The sequence below is a fragment of the Pseudoalteromonas sp. BSi20652 genome, from assembly GCF_000239855.1.
Lineage (GTDB): Bacteria > Pseudomonadota > Gammaproteobacteria > Enterobacterales > Alteromonadaceae > Pseudoalteromonas.
The window spans coordinates 38,940-57,164 of sequence record NZ_BADT01000161.1; the positions used below are offsets into that span (position 1 = coordinate 38,940).

General features: G+C 37.8%; 16 protein-coding genes and 2 pseudogenes. 5 read left to right on the forward strand and 13 right to left on the reverse strand.

Annotated elements, in window-relative coordinates; all coding sequences use genetic code 11:
- Positions 1-67 precede the first annotated feature (67 nt).
- The 5 genes from P20652_RS05715 to P20652_RS05695 all read right to left on the reverse strand — a co-directional run bounded on the left by P20652_RS05715 (position 68) and on the right by P20652_RS05695 (position 4,324).
- Positions 68-961, reverse strand: a complete 894-nt coding sequence (locus P20652_RS05715) for a carbon-nitrogen hydrolase (protein WP_008170422.1) — start codon at positions 959-961, stop codon at positions 68-70.
- Positions 958-2,013, reverse strand: coding sequence for an agmatine/peptidylarginine deiminase (locus P20652_RS05710; protein ID WP_008170426.1), 1,056 nt, complete (start codon positions 2,011-2,013; stop codon positions 958-960). The genes P20652_RS05715 and P20652_RS05710 overlap by 4 nt, the downstream gene beginning before the upstream one ends.
- 57 nt (positions 2,014-2,070) lie before the next feature.
- On the reverse strand, positions 2,071-2,679 hold the full coding sequence (locus P20652_RS05705; protein ID WP_008170428.1) for a PilZ domain-containing protein: 609 nt from the start codon (positions 2,677-2,679) through the stop codon (positions 2,071-2,073).
- Between the two features lie 227 nt (positions 2,680-2,906).
- Positions 2,907-3,674, reverse strand: a complete 768-nt coding sequence (locus P20652_RS05700) for a haloacid dehalogenase type II (protein ID WP_008170430.1) — start codon at positions 3,672-3,674, stop codon at positions 2,907-2,909.
- A complete protein-coding gene (locus P20652_RS05695) occupies positions 3,674-4,324 on the reverse strand; it encodes a peroxiredoxin-like family protein (RefSeq protein ID WP_008170431.1) in 651 nt (216 codons plus the stop codon). The genes P20652_RS05700 and P20652_RS05695 overlap by 1 nt, the downstream gene beginning before the upstream one ends.
- Positions 4,325-4,446: 122 nt before the next feature.
- On the opposite strand from P20652_RS05695, the gene P20652_RS05690 reads away from it, so the two are divergent.
- Positions 4,447-5,331: a LysR family transcriptional regulator gene (locus P20652_RS05690; protein WP_008170432.1), complete on the forward strand. Its 885-nt coding sequence runs from the start codon at positions 4,447-4,449 to the stop codon at positions 5,329-5,331.
- Here P20652_RS05690 and P20652_RS05685 read toward each other — a convergent pair.
- Positions 5,314-5,829: a DUF2937 family protein gene (locus tag P20652_RS05685; RefSeq protein ID WP_008170435.1), complete on the reverse strand. Its 516-nt coding sequence runs from the start codon at positions 5,827-5,829 to the stop codon at positions 5,314-5,316. The two genes, P20652_RS05690 and P20652_RS05685, sit on opposite strands and share 18 nt — an antisense overlap.
- Before the next feature lie 109 nt (positions 5,830-5,938).
- On the opposite strand from P20652_RS05685, the pseudogene P20652_RS18615 reads away from it, so the two are divergent.
- The 3 genes and pseudogenes from P20652_RS18615 to P20652_RS05675 all read left to right on the forward strand — a co-directional run bounded on the left by P20652_RS18615 (position 5,939) and on the right by P20652_RS05675 (position 10,624).
- A pseudogene (locus P20652_RS18615) lies at positions 5,939-6,507 on the forward strand (RNA polymerase sigma factor).
- The gene (locus tag P20652_RS05680) at positions 6,504-7,580 is read left to right on the forward strand and encodes a FecR family protein (RefSeq protein WP_008170441.1); all 1,077 of its coding nucleotides are present in this window, start codon (positions 6,504-6,506) and stop codon (positions 7,578-7,580) included. The pseudogene P20652_RS18615 and the gene P20652_RS05680 overlap by 4 nt, the downstream one beginning before the upstream one ends.
- A 125-nt stretch (positions 7,581-7,705) precedes the next feature.
- Entirely contained in the window at positions 7,706-10,624 is a 2,919-nt protein-coding gene (locus P20652_RS05675) for a TonB-dependent receptor (protein ID WP_033017681.1), read from the forward strand.
- 63 nt (positions 10,625-10,687) lie between these two features.
- On the opposite strand, the gene P20652_RS05670 is transcribed toward P20652_RS05675, so the two are convergent.
- From P20652_RS05670 to P20652_RS05645, 7 genes and pseudogenes are all read right to left on the reverse strand, one after another.
- A complete protein-coding gene (locus P20652_RS05670) occupies positions 10,688-11,083 on the reverse strand; it encodes a biopolymer transporter ExbD (protein ID WP_008170445.1) in 396 nt (131 codons plus the stop codon).
- A gap of 223 nt (positions 11,084-11,306) precedes the next feature.
- Positions 11,307-11,750 (reverse strand): PA2169 family four-helix-bundle protein, encoded by a 444-nt coding sequence (locus tag P20652_RS05665; protein WP_008170447.1) that lies wholly within the window; start codon positions 11,748-11,750, stop codon positions 11,307-11,309.
- A 171-nt stretch (positions 11,751-11,921) separates the two neighbouring features.
- Complete coding sequence (locus tag P20652_RS05660) at positions 11,922-12,860, reverse strand: LysR family transcriptional regulator (RefSeq protein ID WP_008170449.1); 939 nt, start codon at positions 12,858-12,860, stop codon at positions 11,922-11,924.
- Positions 12,861-12,876: 16 nt separating this feature from the next.
- Positions 12,877-14,596 (reverse strand): annotated as a pseudogene (aceK, locus tag P20652_RS18620) (bifunctional isocitrate dehydrogenase kinase/phosphatase).
- A 122-nt stretch (positions 14,597-14,718) separates the two neighbouring features.
- Positions 14,719-15,198, reverse strand: coding sequence for a hypothetical protein (locus P20652_RS05655; protein WP_008170454.1), 480 nt, complete (start codon positions 15,196-15,198; stop codon positions 14,719-14,721).
- 101 nt (positions 15,199-15,299) lie between these two features.
- Complete coding sequence (locus P20652_RS05650) at positions 15,300-16,793, reverse strand: DUF3413 domain-containing protein (protein ID WP_008170457.1); 1,494 nt, start codon at positions 16,791-16,793, stop codon at positions 15,300-15,302.
- Positions 16,794-16,798: 5 nt separating this feature from the next.
- Positions 16,799-17,011: a DUF1414 domain-containing protein gene (locus P20652_RS05645; RefSeq protein WP_002961475.1), complete on the reverse strand. Its 213-nt coding sequence runs from the start codon at positions 17,009-17,011 to the stop codon at positions 16,799-16,801.
- A 62-nt stretch (positions 17,012-17,073) separates the two neighbouring features.
- Here P20652_RS05645 and yejK point away from each other — a divergent pair, with 62 nt between their 5' ends.
- Entirely contained in the window at positions 17,074-18,090 is a 1,017-nt protein-coding gene (gene yejK / locus P20652_RS05640) for a nucleoid-associated protein YejK (RefSeq protein ID WP_008170460.1), read from the forward strand.
- Positions 18,091-18,225 lie beyond the last annotated feature (135 nt).

The following is an 18,225-nucleotide window of genomic DNA, read 5'->3' on the forward strand; positions in this document are numbered from 1 at the left end:
TACTCCATTTATAGTTGGCTCTTAGCAAGTAAGAGCCATTATATTTTTTACCCAGAGTTCAGGTGACTTAGTCTCGGTATATTTTTGTTAGGTCTTTGTAGTGATCAATTCTTCGGTCACGTAAGAACGGCCAGATACGTCTTACGTTTTCTGAGCGTTTTTGATCAATATCAACCACTAAAATTTGCTCATCAGTATTATTAGCCTCTGCTAATAATTCACCTTGTGGGCCTGCAATGAACGAATTGCCCCAAAACGCAATACCATCGCTTTGTGCACTTGGATCGCTTTCATGGCCAACGCGGTTACAGCTAATTACCGGTACCCCATTGGCAACAGCATGGGCACGCTGGCTAATAACCCACGCATCTTTTTGACGAGTTTGCTCAGCAATGTCGTCATTAGGATCCCAACCGATAGCGGTTGGGTAAATTAACACCTCAGCGCCTGCCATTGCCATTAAACGTGCAGCTTCAGGAAACCATTGATCCCAACATACTAGCACGCCTAATTTACCCACCGAGGTTTGAATAGGCTCAAAACCGATATCACCTGGGGTAAAGTAAAATTTTTCGTAAAAACCTGGGTCATCAGGAATATGCATTTTGCGGTATTTACCTGCAATACTGCCGTCTTGCTCTAATACAACCGCAGTATTGTGATAAAGGCCCGTTGCGCGTTTTTCAAATAAAGAAGCGACAATTACAATACTTAGCTCTTTAGCAAGTTCACCTAAGGCATTACTGCTAGGGCCTGGAATAGTTTCGGCTAAATCAAATACGTCAACATTTTCGGTTTGGCAAAAATAGAGGCTTCGGTGTAGCTCTTGAAGTACAACCAGTTTTGCACCTTTTTGAGCGGCTTCACGAATGGCACTTATTGACTTTGCCATATTTATTTCTGCGTTATCGGTATTGCTTTGTTGCACTAACGCAACGGTTAATTTTGCAGGGCTTGTCATTGTGCTGCTCCAGCTAAAAATCCACGAGGTAATTGCATTGTAATACAGTGCAGGCTGCCAAATTGTTCAATAATTGGTTGGCAATTAACGCCAATAATAGTGTGTTGTGGGTATGCTTTTTGAACTTGTGCAAGAGCACGTTCATCATTGGCATCATTATACGTTGGTACAAGCACCGCGTTATTAATAATTAAGTAGTTAGCGTAGGTAGCCGGTAAGCGTGTTTGCTCATCGTCATAAGCGGCTTTAGGCCACGGTAACTCAATTAAGTTATATGGGGTGTTATCGGCAGTTTTAAAAGTTTTTAGTTGTTTTTCCATTGCATCAAGTGCGCTAAAGTGCTCATCAGTTTTATCGTCGCACTGCACATATACAAGGGTATTATTTGGTGCAAAACGCACGAGCGTATCAATGTGGCTGTCGGTGTCATCGCCCGCTAAATAGCCATGTTCAACCCATAAAAAATTCGTCGCGCCTAAGTGCTCTTTTAAAAGTGCTTCAATATCATTTGGGTTTAAATCTGGGTTACGGTTTTTGTTAAGCAAACATTCGCTGGTTGTTAGCAACACACCGTGCTCGTTTATTTCAATACCGCCACCTTCAAGTACCATATCGAGCGCTTGATAGTGGTTGTTTGAGCTACTTAGCTCTTTTACCAAAGTACGATTAATTTGATTGTCTAATGTGCTTTCAAATTTATTGCCCCAACCATTAAAAGTAAAATCATATACTTTTAATTGCTCTGGTGAATCAATAGCGGCGCAAGTGAGCGGGCCATGATCGCGCGCCCACGTATCGTTGGTAGGCGTTACTACGAAATAAACACGAGTTAGAGCAATATTAGCGTTGTTTAACAGTGTTGCAATATGCGTTTTTAAAGCACTATCGTGCGCTACAATTACAAGTTTTTGCTGCAAAGTTATTTGCTTAGCAAGCTCAACGTATACAGGTTCAACAGATGCTAAGTTATCAGCCCAATCGGTGTCTTTGTGAGGCCACGTAAGCATAACAGCGTCTTGCTCGGCCCATTCGGGTAAAAGTCTAAAGTTCATGGATTTTATATACTAATTAAGATGGCGCTAGTTTAGCATTTTACATAAAGATGTCAGCTAATTATCACTATCTGAATCATCTTGTAGCTGATCTATCTCTTGACGTTTTTTTAACTGGCGGGTTTGTGCGTGCAGGCTGGCTCTAACGATAAGTTCTTGATCGGTCGTTCTAATTGCGGTAAAGAGCATGGTGTATCGATAATGCTCATTATCTTGTTTTTCTATAGCAACAACCTCGGTATAACAATAAACCGCAGAGGCTTCGTGGTGCAAAAACAGTTTTGTTCTAAATGCTTGGCCAATTGAATGTACTTCGGGTGATGTAAAACGGATACCGCCACCGCCGTAGCTATCACATTGTATTGCATTATCGTGGGCTTGTTCTGAGGCCAAAATATGGCTCATTATTAAATCTATTTTACGAGATTGCGCTTGTAAAAATGCGGCCAATTCCTGTGCAATGTCACCTAAGTTACGCAGTGGTCGTAAAGAGCTTTGTTCAAGCTCACTTACTTCATTTGCTAATCTAAATAGTGGGGGAATGTCGTCTTCAAGTGCACGTTGTGTTTTAGGAACTTGTCCATTAGATACAGCGAGTAAATTCACTCTTATACTCTCATCAATTTGAAAGTATTGTTCAAATTCACCTAATCTTTCACTTTTCATTATGTTCTCCACCACGTATTTATTTAATAGTAGCGTTGTGAGTACTAAATTGCTAGCAGATAAAGTAACTCATAGCGGGCTAAATGCTTTGTTTACATTCAATTTTTTAACATTTTTTTTTATGAAAATAAATACGCTACAATTCTAAATTATTAGGGTTAGGTATAAAAAAGCGGCCAATGTCATCCTAACATTGGCCGCTTGGGTATTGATTCATCAGCGCGTACTTATTTAAGTAGAGCGGCTAATTCATGTAAATCTTTCACAACGTGATCTGGTTTTTTAGCTAATGGATAAAGTGCTTTACCTGGGCGAGCTATAAAAGTAGTTTGTAAGCCCGCTTCTTTTGCGCCAGCAACATCCCAGCCATGGGCTGCAACCATCATTGCTTCATTGGGTGCTACATTTAGCTTTTTAAGTACCCATTCATAAGCACGTAAGTCTGGTTTGTAAATTTTAATATCTTCAATGCTGTAACGTGCATCAAAGTAAGACATTAAACCAGCGCTTTCAAACTGAGCCTTTACACCGTTGTTTGAAGAATTTGTAAGGCTTACTAATTTATAGCCCTGTGCTTTGAGTTTCGCCAGCCCTTTTTTTACATCGCTGTGTGGAGGAAGCGTTAAAAGAGGCGTAACAATAGCTGTTTTAGCTTGTTCACTCGTAATATCAATATTGTTGTTTTGAGCCACCATAAGGAGTGACGCCACCCCAATTTGCCCAAAGTCGTGATAACTACCACTTACTGTATCTACTAATGAATGGTGCAGCATAGTTGAAAACCAAAGTGGTAATAAATCTTCACGTCCGCCTAGTGCTTTACCAATAGAGGTACGCATTGACGTTAAATCAAGTAGGGTTTCGTTTACATCAAAAATAAGCACTTTAGGTTTTGCTTGTTCTTTTGCTTCATCAGCTACGGAATAACCAGATACAAGGCTTGTGCCCACAAGTAGTGAAAGAGTAAATGTTTTTAACGATTTTAAAATAGACATTAACTGTCCTCCGATTCAAGTGCTGTCATTATATCAATAGGTTCTGCGCGTAATGTGTAGTCTTCGTTTAAAAATGCGTATGTAATAACACCATCTTGGTTTATCACATAGGTAGCAGGTAGCGGCAATTTAAAGCTTTTATCGCCGTAGTAGTGTTCAAAATCAATACCAAATTGTGTGTATAGCGCTTGAATACGCTCATCTAAAGTGAACAATAATCCAAATTGCTCAGCTACTTTATTACTGACATCTGAAAGCACGTCAAATTCAAGTTTGTTCTTTTGCGCTGTAGATAGCGTTTCATCAGGTAATTGTGGTGATATTGCTATTAATTGTGCACTTAGAGTTTTAAATTGCGGTAAGTAATTGTTCAGCGCTTTTAGCTCTAAATTGCAATATGGGCACCAACCACCACGGTAAAAGCTAACAATTACTGGGCCTTTTTCAAGTAAATCTTTAAGTTCAACGTTTTCACCATTGTGATTGGCTAAGTTAAAATTTTCTACTTTTTGACCAATTTGCAACGCGTTATCTTTAATATGCTGTGCAATTAGCTCTTCATTAGTGGTGTTCATTAATGCTAAAACGTCAGCCGGTAATTTAGCGTCTTTCTCAACATTGTATGCATCTATTTGTGCTTTTAAGCTCATCATAAAACCTCAATAATTTAACTGCACCCGAGTATAGTGTTTTAGTTATTTAAATAAACATTGCAAAAGTGAAAGCTTCATTCGAAAATGTTAAATATTGAAAAGTATATATTGGCATTATTATGTATAGCTTGAGTGATTTAGAAACGTTTATTGCTGTAGTAGAAAACAAAGGAGTGCTTGCTGCTGCCCGCGAGCAACGTTTATCCCCAGCAACTGTGAGCCACCGGTTAAGTAAACTAGAGCGTGAGTTGTCAACTGTTTTAGTTTTTAGAGATAGTCGCAGAGTTCGTTTATCGCCTGCCGGAGAAATTTTTTATACACGAGTTGGGGCCATCATTGAAGCTCTTCACGACGCTGAACATAGTATTGGTGCCCGCAGTTCGTCTGTGAGTGGTCTACTAAGAGTAACTATGCCACCTTGGATATTTTCAAAATATGTAATGCCAAAATTGACGGAATTTGAACAAGCTTATCCTGAGTTAAAACTTGATTTTTTAATAACCGATCATTTTGTAAATGTGGTTGATGATGCACAAGACGTGGCAATTCGGGTGGGGCAATTAAATGACTCCGGTTTGCTTTCGCGAAAAATAGTAAACAATAACCGTATACTTTGTGCAGCTCCAAGCTATATAGAAAAATACGGTATGCCTGAGAACTTAACGCAGTTGAGTGAGCATTACTGGGTATGCCTACCTTGGCAAAGGCAATTAAAGCTTTTTGATGAAGAGCGTAAAATCCACACTTTTAATGCTAGAACACGATTTACCATTTCTAATTCTGACAACATGACCCAAGCAGCCATTGCCGGTCATGGCATTGCAATTAAATCAATTAAAGCAATTCACGAAGACATTAAGAATGGCACCTTAATTGAAGTTATGCCCGGCGTTATGGCACAAGATGATGCACCAGTGTGGTTTTTACGCCCTCAAAATAGCTTAACGACTCGAAAAACTGACGTGTTTTACGATTTTATGAAATCCTTATTTGTTAACCCCTAGGAGTTTTTTGTAACTACGCCTAAACGCAACGAGTAATAAAAATCCGCAAAGCTCAGCAAGCATAGCAATTAAAATCCCAGTAATAATCGCTGCCGTAATCGAGTCTTTTTTAAGTATTATTTGCCCTTCAAAATGATGCCACACTTGTTGTTTTATAGTCGTGAACTCACTCGACAACGTAAATAAATACGGAGATTGAGTGAATTCGTTTACCGCTTGTTGTAGGCTTTGCTGGCGTTCATAAAGCGTATTTATATGGTTTGCACCTTTACCGACTATTTCATCATCTAAATTTTGGTAATGCTTTATGAGTTTGTTTAAATCATTATTAAAGTATTGGGCTGCGTCTTTTTTAAACGGTGCAATTGCTGCATCTGATTCTACTAAATGCGCGTTGAGCGCTTGTCCAAAGTCGCTAACGAAGGCAGGTATTTGTACACCAAGTAGTAAACCACATGCAAAAAAGCTAAGCCTTATATAGTCTAAAAGTTTACTCATGTATTTTCCTATTTATTTAAATTACGTAATGTTAACATTTTGGCTTGGTTTTTATGTTTAAAGCTCGTAGTCTAAGGGTAATATAAACAATAAGAGGTTGATGTTAAGGATGACGAAAAAAGTAAAGTTCACGTCAACATTTATTGATATTTCTAAGCAACTTAAACGTTTTGTATCGCGCATTGTTCAACCCGACGATGTGGAAGATATAGTGCAAGAAACGTTTATAAAAAGCTACGAAGCTGATTTAAAACAAAATATACAGTTTACTCGCAGCTATATGCTTAAGACTGCAAAACACCTAGCCCTCAACCATATAGCTAAGTGGGACAACAAATTTAATGATTCGTTAGAAAATGATAACGAATTACCCGTATTACTCAAATCAATGAAGCTTGAAGATGAATATACATCAAAAGAGCGCTTTTTACTTTTTTGTAGAGCGACCGAGCAACTAAGCTCATCGATTCGTAAATGCTTTATATTAAAAAAGTTTACGGCATGAGCCAAAAAGAAATCGCTGATCAAATGCAGTTAAGCCAAAGCACTGTTGAAAAACACATTGCCAAAGGATTGTTACAAACCATGTTGTACATGCGTGAATATGAGCAAGGCCCTCAACAAACAAACCCTAAGGCTCAAGCACACCCCATATCAGTTAAAAGGGTTTCAGAATGAGTAATGTTCATCAATTTAATTCAAAAGAGTTAATTTTAGAAAAATCTTGTGATTGGATAAGTGCGATTGATCGTGGTTTAACTGATGATGAAAAAGAGCAATTTAAATTATGGATGATGCAAAGCATTGCTCATCAAGATGCTATGTACGAGCTTGCTCAGCTTTGGGATGAAATATCTGTTCTCAATGAGTTAAGTAATTTGTTCCCACATCATAATAATAAACAACCTAAAAATAACTGGATGTTTTCTTACTCAATCGCAGCGAGTTTATTTGCCGCTTTAATGGTGTGCAGCTACTTATTAATTAATTTAGAAAACGGCTATAACCAAGAGCTTGCAAAAGTTAATTACACTAAAATTTACAAAACAAAAGTAGGCGAGCAAGCAACGTATGTTTTGCCAGATGGCACCATAGTGCAGCTTAATACTAATAGCTTACTAGAAGTTGCTTATAGCAAAGGCCGCAGGCAGCTATTACTTAGCCGGGGTGAAGGGCGTTTTAATGTAGCAAAAGATGCCACGCGTCCATTTAGTGTTATGGCGGGAGATAAAAGTTTTACCGCGCTCGGTACCGTATTTAATGTACAGCGTAATACCTCATCAGACTTAGAACTTGTTGTTACCGAAGGCAAGGTGATGATCACCGACCCTAGTGTAGCGGTTGACGCAAATGACTTTAAAGATTATCAACTTGCAGATAACAGCACGCAAAAAATTCGTCAAATTAATGCCAATATTGTTACCTCAGGCGAAAAAGTAATTATAGAGCAGAGTGTCACAAAGCCAATTACCCAGCTTTCAATGAACGACGTACAACGCGATTTGGCATGGCAAAATGGCATGCTTATTTTTAATGGGGAAGAATTAAGTGATGCTTTAAATGAAGTAAGCCGCTATACCGCTACACGTTTTGAGCTTTCATCAGCCGAGCTTGCCAGTATTAAAGTAGCTGGGGTATTTAAAGCAGGTGACGTTGAAGGTTTACTAGAAAGTTTACAGACTAACTTTTCGATTGCTCATGAGCGTTTAGGTGAGCATATAGTAACGCTAAAACACCATACAGAATCATAAGTAGGCGTTATGCAAATCAAACTAATGTTAGATAAAGTTGCATCAATAAAGATTGAACGTAAAATAAACATTAAAAAAAGAAACAAAACAATAGAGGATTTTTGTTTGCCAGCTGTTTGTATAAGTTGCGCAGTAACCAAACGCATTTGTTGAGTGGATTTGGTGTGCTTGCACCGGCTATTTTCAGCTTGAGTGTACAAGCAGCAACTCAAACCACTGGGCAAATGGTGCAATTTGATATAAAAGCGCAGCGAGCAGATAAAGCCTTAATTGAATATGCCAAACAAACAGAGCAAACCGTGGTGTTTTCTTATGAGTTAGCAAAGCAGTATGATGCAAATTCAGTTTATGGATTTTACACTCAGCTAGATGCACTAGAGGCATTATTAGGTGGGACTGAGCTCGATGCGGTTGTTGATCAAAATGGTTTACTGAGTATAAAACTCAAACAAATCAACAGGAATGATAACAACATGATTAAGCTTTCAGCGGTCAGTGCAGCTATATTACCAGCGTTACTTGCAGCAAATTCGCAAGGTGTAAATGCAGCAGAAGAAGTTGCTCAAGAAAAAATTGAAAAAATTGCTATTGTCGGTAGTCGCGTAGCGGGTCGTTCAGTTGAAGATTTACCCGTTCCAGTGGATATTTTGAGTGCAGAAGCACTTGAAAATACAGGCCAAACAGAAGTTGGTCGTATGTTACAGTCTATAGCACCTTCTTTTAACTTCTCAAGCTCTGCAATTAGCGATGGCACTGATGCATTGAGACCTGCAACACTTCGTGGTTTAGGTCCTGATCAAACGCTTGTGTTGATCAATGGTAAACGTCGTCACCAAGCAAGTATTATTCATATTAATTCATCAGTAGGTCGTGGTACTGCTGGCACTGATATGAATGCGATTCCAGCTTCTGCTATTAAGCGAATAGAAGTATTGCGCGACGGCGCTGCTGCCCAGTATGGCTCTGATGCGATTGCTGGTGTAATTAATATTGTTCTCAAAGATGGGAGTGAAGGTGGTAAAGCTGCAATTAATTACGGGCAATATTCTGAAGGCGATGGCGAAACAGTTAACTTAGACTTTAATAAAGGGCTCGCTTTAGGCGACGACGGATATATTAATGTAACGCTTAACTATCGTGACCGAGCGCCAACAAATAGAGCTGGTTTACATGGTTCTTGCCAGTTTTATGGTTGTACAGAGTTAAGCGATGGTACTTTATTAGCGGGTGACCCGCGTGAACTTACCGCAGACAGAGATACATTTAGAATAGGTGATGCTGACTCACAACAATTTGGTTTAGTTGTGAATACCGGTTACGAATTAGGTGATGGCGAACTTTATGGTTTCATTACTTATTCTACACGTGATAACGAATCAGCAGCATTTTTCCGCCATAATGCAAATGCAGGTGGTAACCCTGTATTACAAGACAACGACGCAACAATTCCATTAGGTTTTTTACCAAAAATTAATACCACTATCGACGATATTTCTTATAACTTTGGTTACAAAACTGAGTTTGATAATGACGCTAGCTTAGATATTTCTTATACCTATGGCGAGAACAGTATTGATTACACAACAAGCGACACAATCAATGCCTCTTACGCTAACTTTTTACGCTACGAACAGGGTTTAAGTGCCGCAGATATTCGCGCAACGATCCCACGCGAAGCATATGCGTACGGTATGGAATTATCACTACAAACGCTTAATGTTGATTTTACTCAAAACTTCGATGATTACTCTTTAGCTATGGGTGCAGAAATTCGTACCGATGAATACCGAATTTTAGAAGGTAATGAGTATGCATATCGCGATTACGATACTAACAATGGTGTAAGTATATACGATGGTTTAAGTGGTGGAGTAGGATCTGAGAATGCATCAGGTGGAACGCAAGGTTTTGGTGGTTCATCACCAGCATCATCTGTTGATGAGTCGCGTGATGTAATTTCGTTTTACTTAGATGCAGAAGCGTATGTGATTGACGATGTAATATTATCGGGTGCATTGCGCTACGATAACTACAAAGGCTTTGGCGATACCGTTAACTTCAAACTTGCTGGTAATTGGTCAATAACGGATGACGTGTCATTACGTGGTGCGTTAAGCTCAGGTTTTAGAGCACCTTCAATGCAGCAGTTGTACTTTAATAACATAAGTACTCAGTTTGTTATTGGCCCTAATGGCACATTAGTCGCTGAAGAAGTGGGTACTTTTAGGAACGACTCAACACTTGCGCAAAGCTTAGGTATTCCAAAGCTTAAAGAAGAAAAATCGCAAAACCGCAGTTTAGGTATCGTTTATAACGTTACAGATAATATTAATGTTACGGTAGATTACTACTCAATAGATATCGACGACCGTATTGTTATAAGTAATCGATTAGGTAAAGGTTTATCGACAAGCCTAGATGCTGCATTAGTTAGCTCAGGCGCAGGCGCAGGTCAATTTTTCTTAAATGGAGCTGATACAGAAACTCGCGGCGTTGATTTTGTTGCAACATGGAACACGCAAGGTTTAGGTGGCACGCTTGATTTTACGTTAGCAGCTAACTTTACTAAAACAGATGTTGTTTCACTATTTACACCATCTGGCTCAGGTTTAGAAACTGTGCCGGTTGAAAGTGTATTTTCAGACCAAGAAATTTCAATCATTGAAGAATGGCAGCCTGAAGATCGCATTAACTTAAGCGCGCTTTACCAAAATGAAGATTGGACGGTTAATTTATCGCTTAATCGCTTTGGTGAATACACAGTTGAAGACGGTGGCAGCCAAACTTATTCAGCAGAAATTTTAACGGATGTAAAAGTTAATTATTTTGTAACTGAAAATTTGTCTGTAAATATTGGTGCAAACAACTTGTTTGATGTTTACCCAGATAAAAATGAAATTGGTAACTCTCGCTCTGGCACAATTGTAGATGCTAATGGCAATGCAGTGGTAAGTAGCTCAGGTGTGTTTGAATATTCTCGTCGTTCAGCGCCGTTTGGATTTAACGGTGCTTATTACTACGTAGGCGCAGAATACCGCTTTTAAAGATAACACTCTCTATTATTTATAATTAAAGGGCCGTAAGGCCCTTTATTATTTATTAAATGCTTATTTAGAAACGAGGGCAATAGAGTAGTCGTCATACTCCTTAATATTGTTCATTACGTCCATCAATGTACTGTGATTACTATTTTCGTCAGCTTTTATTAATACCGAACTTATTTCATATTTTGCAGCAAACATTGCTAAGTTAGTAGAGACTTGCTCTGTGTCAATCAATCTATCAGCAAAGTACACTCCGTTACTTTCATTAATGCTAAACAAAGCATTTTTAACGGGCTTGTCTATTTGAGGGCTATCGAGTGGGCGCTTTAATTCAATAGCCACAGGTTTTATAAAAGAGGTGGTTACAATAAAGAAAATGAGTAAAATAAACACGATATCAAGCATAGATGTCATATCTACATCCGCATTACCTTGCAGTTTAGTTAGTTTTTTTTTCATGTTGGACCTTATTTTTAATTAAAAGCTGCGGCGCCACAGCCAGGATTTAGGATCCTATTAACAAAACTAGCACAGCTAAAATAAAGTGTGGTTAATTAAATATTCTAATAATATTAAATATTTGTATAAATTTTGTCGCAGTATGTGATTTTAAAATGCACTATCAATAAAGGAAAATAAAAAACCCAGCACAAGGCTGGGCGTTTAACGTAAATAATTAAGCCTAGTGCTTTTGCATACGACTCATCTCTGCATGACAGCTCTGCATTGTCAGTAGTGCTTTGGCTAAGGCTGCTTCACAATCTGCAGGCTGAGGTTTATCCATTGCAGTCTTAATCTCTGTTAGTGTTTTTTCTTCTATTTCTTCAAGTTCTTTAACATATGTGCTGTCGGTATTTGAGCTGAATGTCGTTAAAAGCGTCGTATAAGCACGTCGTGCTTCAACTGCAAACGAAGAGCCATCTTCTCTTTCCCCTTTTTCGTTAATTGCATAGGGCTGTAAACGCTCAACACTTACTTTACGAGCATCAATCATACGTTGAAAAAGCGCACCGATAGCGGGATCTTTAACATTTTTTTGCGCTTTTTCATAAAAATCAATACCACTGTTCATCACTTGAATAACGTCAGTAATATGATTTACTTCTGATCCTTGATGGGTGTTCATAATGACCTCTTTTATTAAATTAATATAAACTACAACTTAATAAAGCAAGGGCTGTTCCAGTATGATAAAAATTATAACTAATTGATTTTAAATTTATTTTTTATTTTAACTACTGAGTTAAATATTAACACGCTAAACTTAGCAATATTTACACTGTATTATGTAATAAATTTATTTTAGCTCCTCGGCAACCTCTGCTACTTTTTGACGCAGCCAAATGTGGCTAGCATCTCTGTGTAAAAGAGGGCTCCAAATCATATCTAACTCAAATGGTGGTATAGGAAAGGGAGGTTCTAAAATTTTAAGCCCAGGATCATCCAAATACATATTTGCAGCTTTAGAGGGGAGGGTTGCAATAAGGTTTTTCTCTTTTGCTAAATGGATAGCTACATGATAATTACGCGTAAATGTAGCAATATTACGATGTTTACCAAAATGGGCAAGCGCTTCATCTACCCAACCTAGTTTTTGTACATCTTTAGGATCCATACCAACGCCAACACCAAAGCCTGTTTTACTAACCCAAATATGACGTGCTTTTAAATAACTATCTAAACTAAAATTTTCGATAATCGGGTTGTCGGCTTTTACCAAGCAGCAAAAGCTATCTTTCCAAATACGTTTATGATGAAAAGACTGAGGTAAGTTTTCAAAACGATTAATAGCCATGTCAACCTTACCATTTTCAACATCATGAAATGTAACATCACTCGGGGTGAGTATATCTAATGTAGTGTCGGGTGCTTCGTCATGTAATTTACTCAGCAATTTTGGTGCAAGCGTGCTTGCTGCGTAGTCACTTGCCATTATTCTAAACACACGTTTACTTTGGCTTGCTTCAAATTCTCTGTTTGGTGCTAGGGTTTCTTCAAGCGTCATTAATATGCCACGAATAACGGGTTGTAACTCTAAAGCGCGCTCTGTGGGTACCATACCATCGCTGGTACGAACTAAAATAGGGTCGTTAAACAGGTTGCGTAAGCGTTTAAGACCATTACTCATTGCAGGTTGTGTAATACTTAGCTGATTTGCAGCGCGTGTAACATTGCATTCTCGTAAAAGCGTGTCGAGGTATACAAGTAAGTTTAAATCTATTTTGCTTATATTCATTGTGTGTCCTTTGCGTCTACCAGTGATGGATAAAGCGCTGTGCTGTAGGGTATGGGTAAATATGGCTCACCTGCCCATTTTTTATCTTTTGCTGTGCCTGTTTCCAAAAATTCACATCAACTAATTCAGGATGTGTACTTAACAAAAATTGTTTGTACATTGGATTTGGTGTTACAAAAGTACAAAGCTGCTCAGGAAATACATCTTGAGGAGCCACTGAATAACTTTGCTCATTTGTCAGATAGTCATCGTAATTCTGTGCTTTTGGTAGCGCTCTGAAGTTCATATCTGTTAAATATTGTACTTCATCATAATCATAAAAAATTATACGTTTGTGTTTACTTACCCCAAAGTTCTTTAACAACATATCGCCTGGGAATATATTAACGGCTATCATTTCTTTAAGTGCTTGACCATATTCTTCTATTGCATCAGCGGCGCTTGCATCATCAGCGTTGTCTAAAAATAAATTCAGCGGAGTCATGCGCCTTTCGATGTACAAATGCTTGATAATTAGCCATTCCCCTTCAATTACCATTGAAGAGCCAATCGTTTTATGTAACTGAGTAAGTAAATTACTATCAAAACGTGCCAAAGGAAATACGACATTAGAATACTCGATGGTATCTGCCATGCGACCCACGCGATCATGGCTTTTTACTAATTGATAGCGTTTTAAAACAGTGTCACGACCAAAGGGTTTACTCTCGCCAAATTTATCTTTAATTACTTTAAAAACATAACCAAAAGAGGGAAGTGTAAATACCATCATCACCATTCCCGGCGTACCAGGAGCAATGGTAAATTCATCTTTGGATTGAGTAAGGTGATTCAAAAACTCACGGTAAAACTCTGTTTTACCTTGTTTATGAAAACCAATTGCGTTGTATAGTTCAGCAATTGTTTTATTGGGCATAAGCTGGTTTAAAAATCGAACTAGTGCCGAAGGGGCGTGAGTCTCTACCATAAAATAAGCACGCGCAAATCCAAAAATAACACGCATTTGTGATGACTTAGTTAATAGAGCATCTAAATATAAGCCCTTATCTTCGTGGTGTAGCACTGCAATAATAAATGGTTGTACCCCACTTTGAGAAACCACACGACCAACAATATAAGCGGCTTTATTGCGATAAAATACAGTATGGAGTATATCAAAGCGCATTTGCCATGGTTGATGATGCGTGTCGGGTGCTTGCTTATAAAAAGCCCTTACAAGTAAACGAATATCTCGTTCTAAATCAATAAACGGCGCTTTAAAGTCAAAGTGATTTATTATTTGTTTAATTGTCGGTTTTAAACCATCGACTACAGGAAAGTAACTTCTATATTCGGCCTCAACGGGTACTGATGGCGCATTTTTTAATGTTGCTTGTACAAATATAAAGTCATTATGAAAGTAGCGTCTATGATAGAGGCGGCAAAATACAGAGTTATAGAAGGTTTCAGCAAGCTCAGCTTGTGGATGAAAGCATAAAAAAGTGTTGGTATACCTTTTTAACTTCAAGCCATAGGGATTCATTTAGTTTATCAGTCGATTGAATTTTTTTTAAGGTTTGTGTCGTTTCGTTAACGCGATCGTCGTAATAACTAATACGTAAACGACTAATATCATTAATAGCATGCCAGTCTTTATTAGCAAAAGCATGCGGTGCTTTTGCTGTTATTTTTTGAAATAATTTATAGTGCTTTTTAAAGCCCGTTAAAATTAACTCGGCAATACGGCGAGGCTGCATAAAAACTCCTTAATAGCACTAGAGCTTATACTCTATTATGTTAAGGGTATGTTATTTTAAGTTTAAAACCAAGCTAAATAAAGTAGATTGCAGATAATCTACACCTTAAGTTATTGCTGTATTTATTGATATGATTTGATCTTTTTCTCTAGTTTTTTTATCCGTGCAGTAATGGCAGAGACGTCTTTTTTATATTCTTTGTTAATCACTTTGAGTTTTTTAGTAATATCACGAGTAATTCGCTTTTTATCATCATTAGCTAAAATATGGTTAAGGCGTTGCTGTTGTTTATATTCTGCGCGTTCTTTTTCACGATCAAGTATCGATAATTTATAATTATTACTACGAAGTTCTGCATGTAAATCATTCAACAATCGCTCACGTTCAAGCTCGTTCAATTGTTTAGTGTAGTCAACTTTTGGACCACATTGTTGGTTTGTTGTGGTGTTTATTTTATAAACTGTTGCGTTATTATCGCAGGGGAATTGAGAAAAAATAGTCCCTTTTTCTGTTACACATTTGTAGTAAGTATTTGCGCTATTACTATTAAAACTAATCAAAATACAGCTTATGTAAAAAGCGCAGCTAAAAAGCTTAAACATAACGGTCATCCCTGTAATTATTTTACTTTATTAGGCGGTATAGCTTTAAGTAAAACTATAACCTAGCTTGGCAGTATAGCAAGCTAGGTTAGGTATAATGGTTACTGAATAAACGTTTTTAATTTTTTAATGCTTTGTACTAAAAACGGAATATCTAGCCCTTGTTGAATAGAAAAACCTTCAGCTGCAGATATATTTTTAAAGTTACCGTCTGAATCTATAAGTGTAATACGGTCTTTTTTGTAAGCTATAACCACTCCTTGTGAGTAGTTAACGCCTATGTCGTCTTTTTTCTTGTATAGATTAACGCCCAGCATTGTTTGATTAGCTATTGATTTACAATTTAGATACTGACCAACACTTGTCGCAATTAAGTCACTTGGTTGGATTAATCCATCCACTTTCGAAATTCGCTCGTCAGAACTATATAAGGTAGAAGTGCTTACAACTTCTTGGTTTTCACTTGCCAAGCTAAATGCAAAAAGTTTTGCGCCATCACGTGGTATTGTAACCTCAGCACTTTTAATTACTCTAATAGCGCTATTTGTATGTGCTTGATCGTTAACAAAGCTTAGTTCGTCTATCCCTGATATTTCTATACTACGGCGTTGGCTTTGCCATGCAGGTAACGTTTTATCTTTTATAATTGTAGCTTTATAAAAGGCGGGTAAACCATACACTAGACTAAATAGCATATCGCTATGATGAGTTGGCTGTAAAAACTGTTCGGTTTGATATAGGTTTTTATTTTCAGTTACAAATTTTGCTAGTAGTTCATCTGTATCAAATACGAATATGTCTACCTTAGCTTGAGTAAAGTCCTCACATTTTTGCAGTGGTGCTGGCATTTGATAATTTATATTTTGATTATTAATTTTAACGTTATGTGCTTGATTATACGTTTCTATATCAAGCAAATCGTTTTTAGCTAATAAACTCTTAGCCGTTGTAGGGTACGAAAGCGGTAAAACATTATCTTGCTTAGTTACATCAAATTCTAAGTTTGCATCAGCCCAAATATGAATACTGTGACTTAGTGCAAAACAAACGACTAAAAATGAAATTGCGTATCGCGTAAACTTAAATTGCTTTAGCTGCTCTAAACGTTGCCATGTAAAGTTACTAACAATTAACTGAAAACCCAATATAAGTAAAACAATGCCACCTGCAAGTATTGTTGTCAGAGCCGGTGAGCTGGTTAAACGATGCCATAAAAGTGATAAAATTTCGGGTAAAGCAGAAGTACTTAAATGATACCCTAAATTAAAATACACGTAAGCATCAAGTGTAAGTAATGAAGCCCCAAAGGTCGCTATTACTGCAGCCATACCCCGAATATGTCGAGGATAGGGGAAAACTAAACTAAGCGGAAATACCGTCAGCACAAACGCTAAAAAGGCAATAAAGCTAGTATGGCTAAGCCATGTCACTAGCATGTAAATAATACCCATAAGGCTTGTTGGAGGCGAGTCTGCAAATAAATAGCTCAGGCTAATAAATAACGCCAAGCAAATGTTGGCAAAGGTAAACCAGTGCCCCCAAGTTAACAACTGACTCGCTTTTGATGAAAATTCATTGTGCTGCGATAAATTCATAAATATTATTTAACCGACTGAGCAAGAGCTTTTGCAAAGTTCTCAGTTACAGCTTGTCTTTTCCCTGTTGGTACATGCTCTTTTAAGATATGCGTGATAGAATTTCCCAAACACATAAGACTTAGATCAACCGGCGCATTGTGTTTAGTTAACACATCAATAAGCTGATCGACGATTTGTTCTACTTCTTCATTAGAATATTTTGATAAGATTGGCATCAGTTGGTTCAATAAAATAGATATATTCCCATATTTTAACACTAGAGGCGTGAAAAACAAAGATGACAACAGACGTTAAAAAATTAGTCGTTCATTATGTAGACAAAAAAGACGACGATACGCAAATTCATCTTCGAAATGATGAAATGATCATCAACGACAAAGTGGCTGTGTTCATCGAACAATTACATCATGCATACAATGGCAAACCTGGTAAAGGTTATTGCGCCTTCAGTGGTGACAAAAACAGTGTAGTTGCATCCGCAATGCAAAGCTACCGTAATAATGAGCTTGGTTTTTGGCACATGACCGAGCAAGCCTCCACGGTTTTAAAAGAAGAGCTAGATAAGTATGCGTTTAATGAAACCGGATACTTAGTTTTTTGTCATTATCAGTATGTGGCGACAGACTACATGCTTATTGCGATGATAAATATTAAAGAGCATTATTCAATCACGTCTGAGCTCGATTTAGCGGCTTCTCGCCACCTTGATATATCTCGCATGCAACTCGCTGCTCGAATCGATTTAACCGCGTGGGATACACAAGCTGAAGATAATCGTTATATTTCATTTATTAAAGGGCGTGCAGGGCGCAAAGTTGCAGATTTTTTCTTAGACTTTTTAGGCTGTGAAGAGGGTATTGATTCAAAGCAGCAAAGCCAAGTAATGCTTAGCGCAGTTGAGGATTATTTATCAGAGCAACAGTTTGATAAATCAGAAAAAGACGACTTACGTAAACAAGTATTTGATTACTGTAATGACTGTGTAACGACCGGTGAAGACGCAAGTGTAAGCGAGCTTTCTGCTACGCTTACAAAAGGCGACGACAGCCCGTTTGATAGTTTTTGTAAAGAGCAAAGCTACGATTTAGAGGAAACCTTCCCCGTTGATAAAAAAACAGTAACCAGTATGGTTAAGTTTTCGGGCCTTGGTGGTGGTGTAAGTGTGAGCTTTGAGCGTAAGCATTTAGGTGAGCGTGTTACCTATAACGAAGCAACCGATACACTAGTGATTAAAGGTATTCCGCCAAACTTAAAAGATCAGTTACAACGTTTTATGGAAAATGAAAGCGAGTAAACTCATTTGAGCTAGTTGAAAGTTCATTTAAGAGCGCGATATTTATATCGCGCTCTTTTGTACCGGTATCGAAATTCATTGAATCTGAACAAAACCACTTAAAGATCTATTGCACAAAGAGAAATGAAAGAGGAG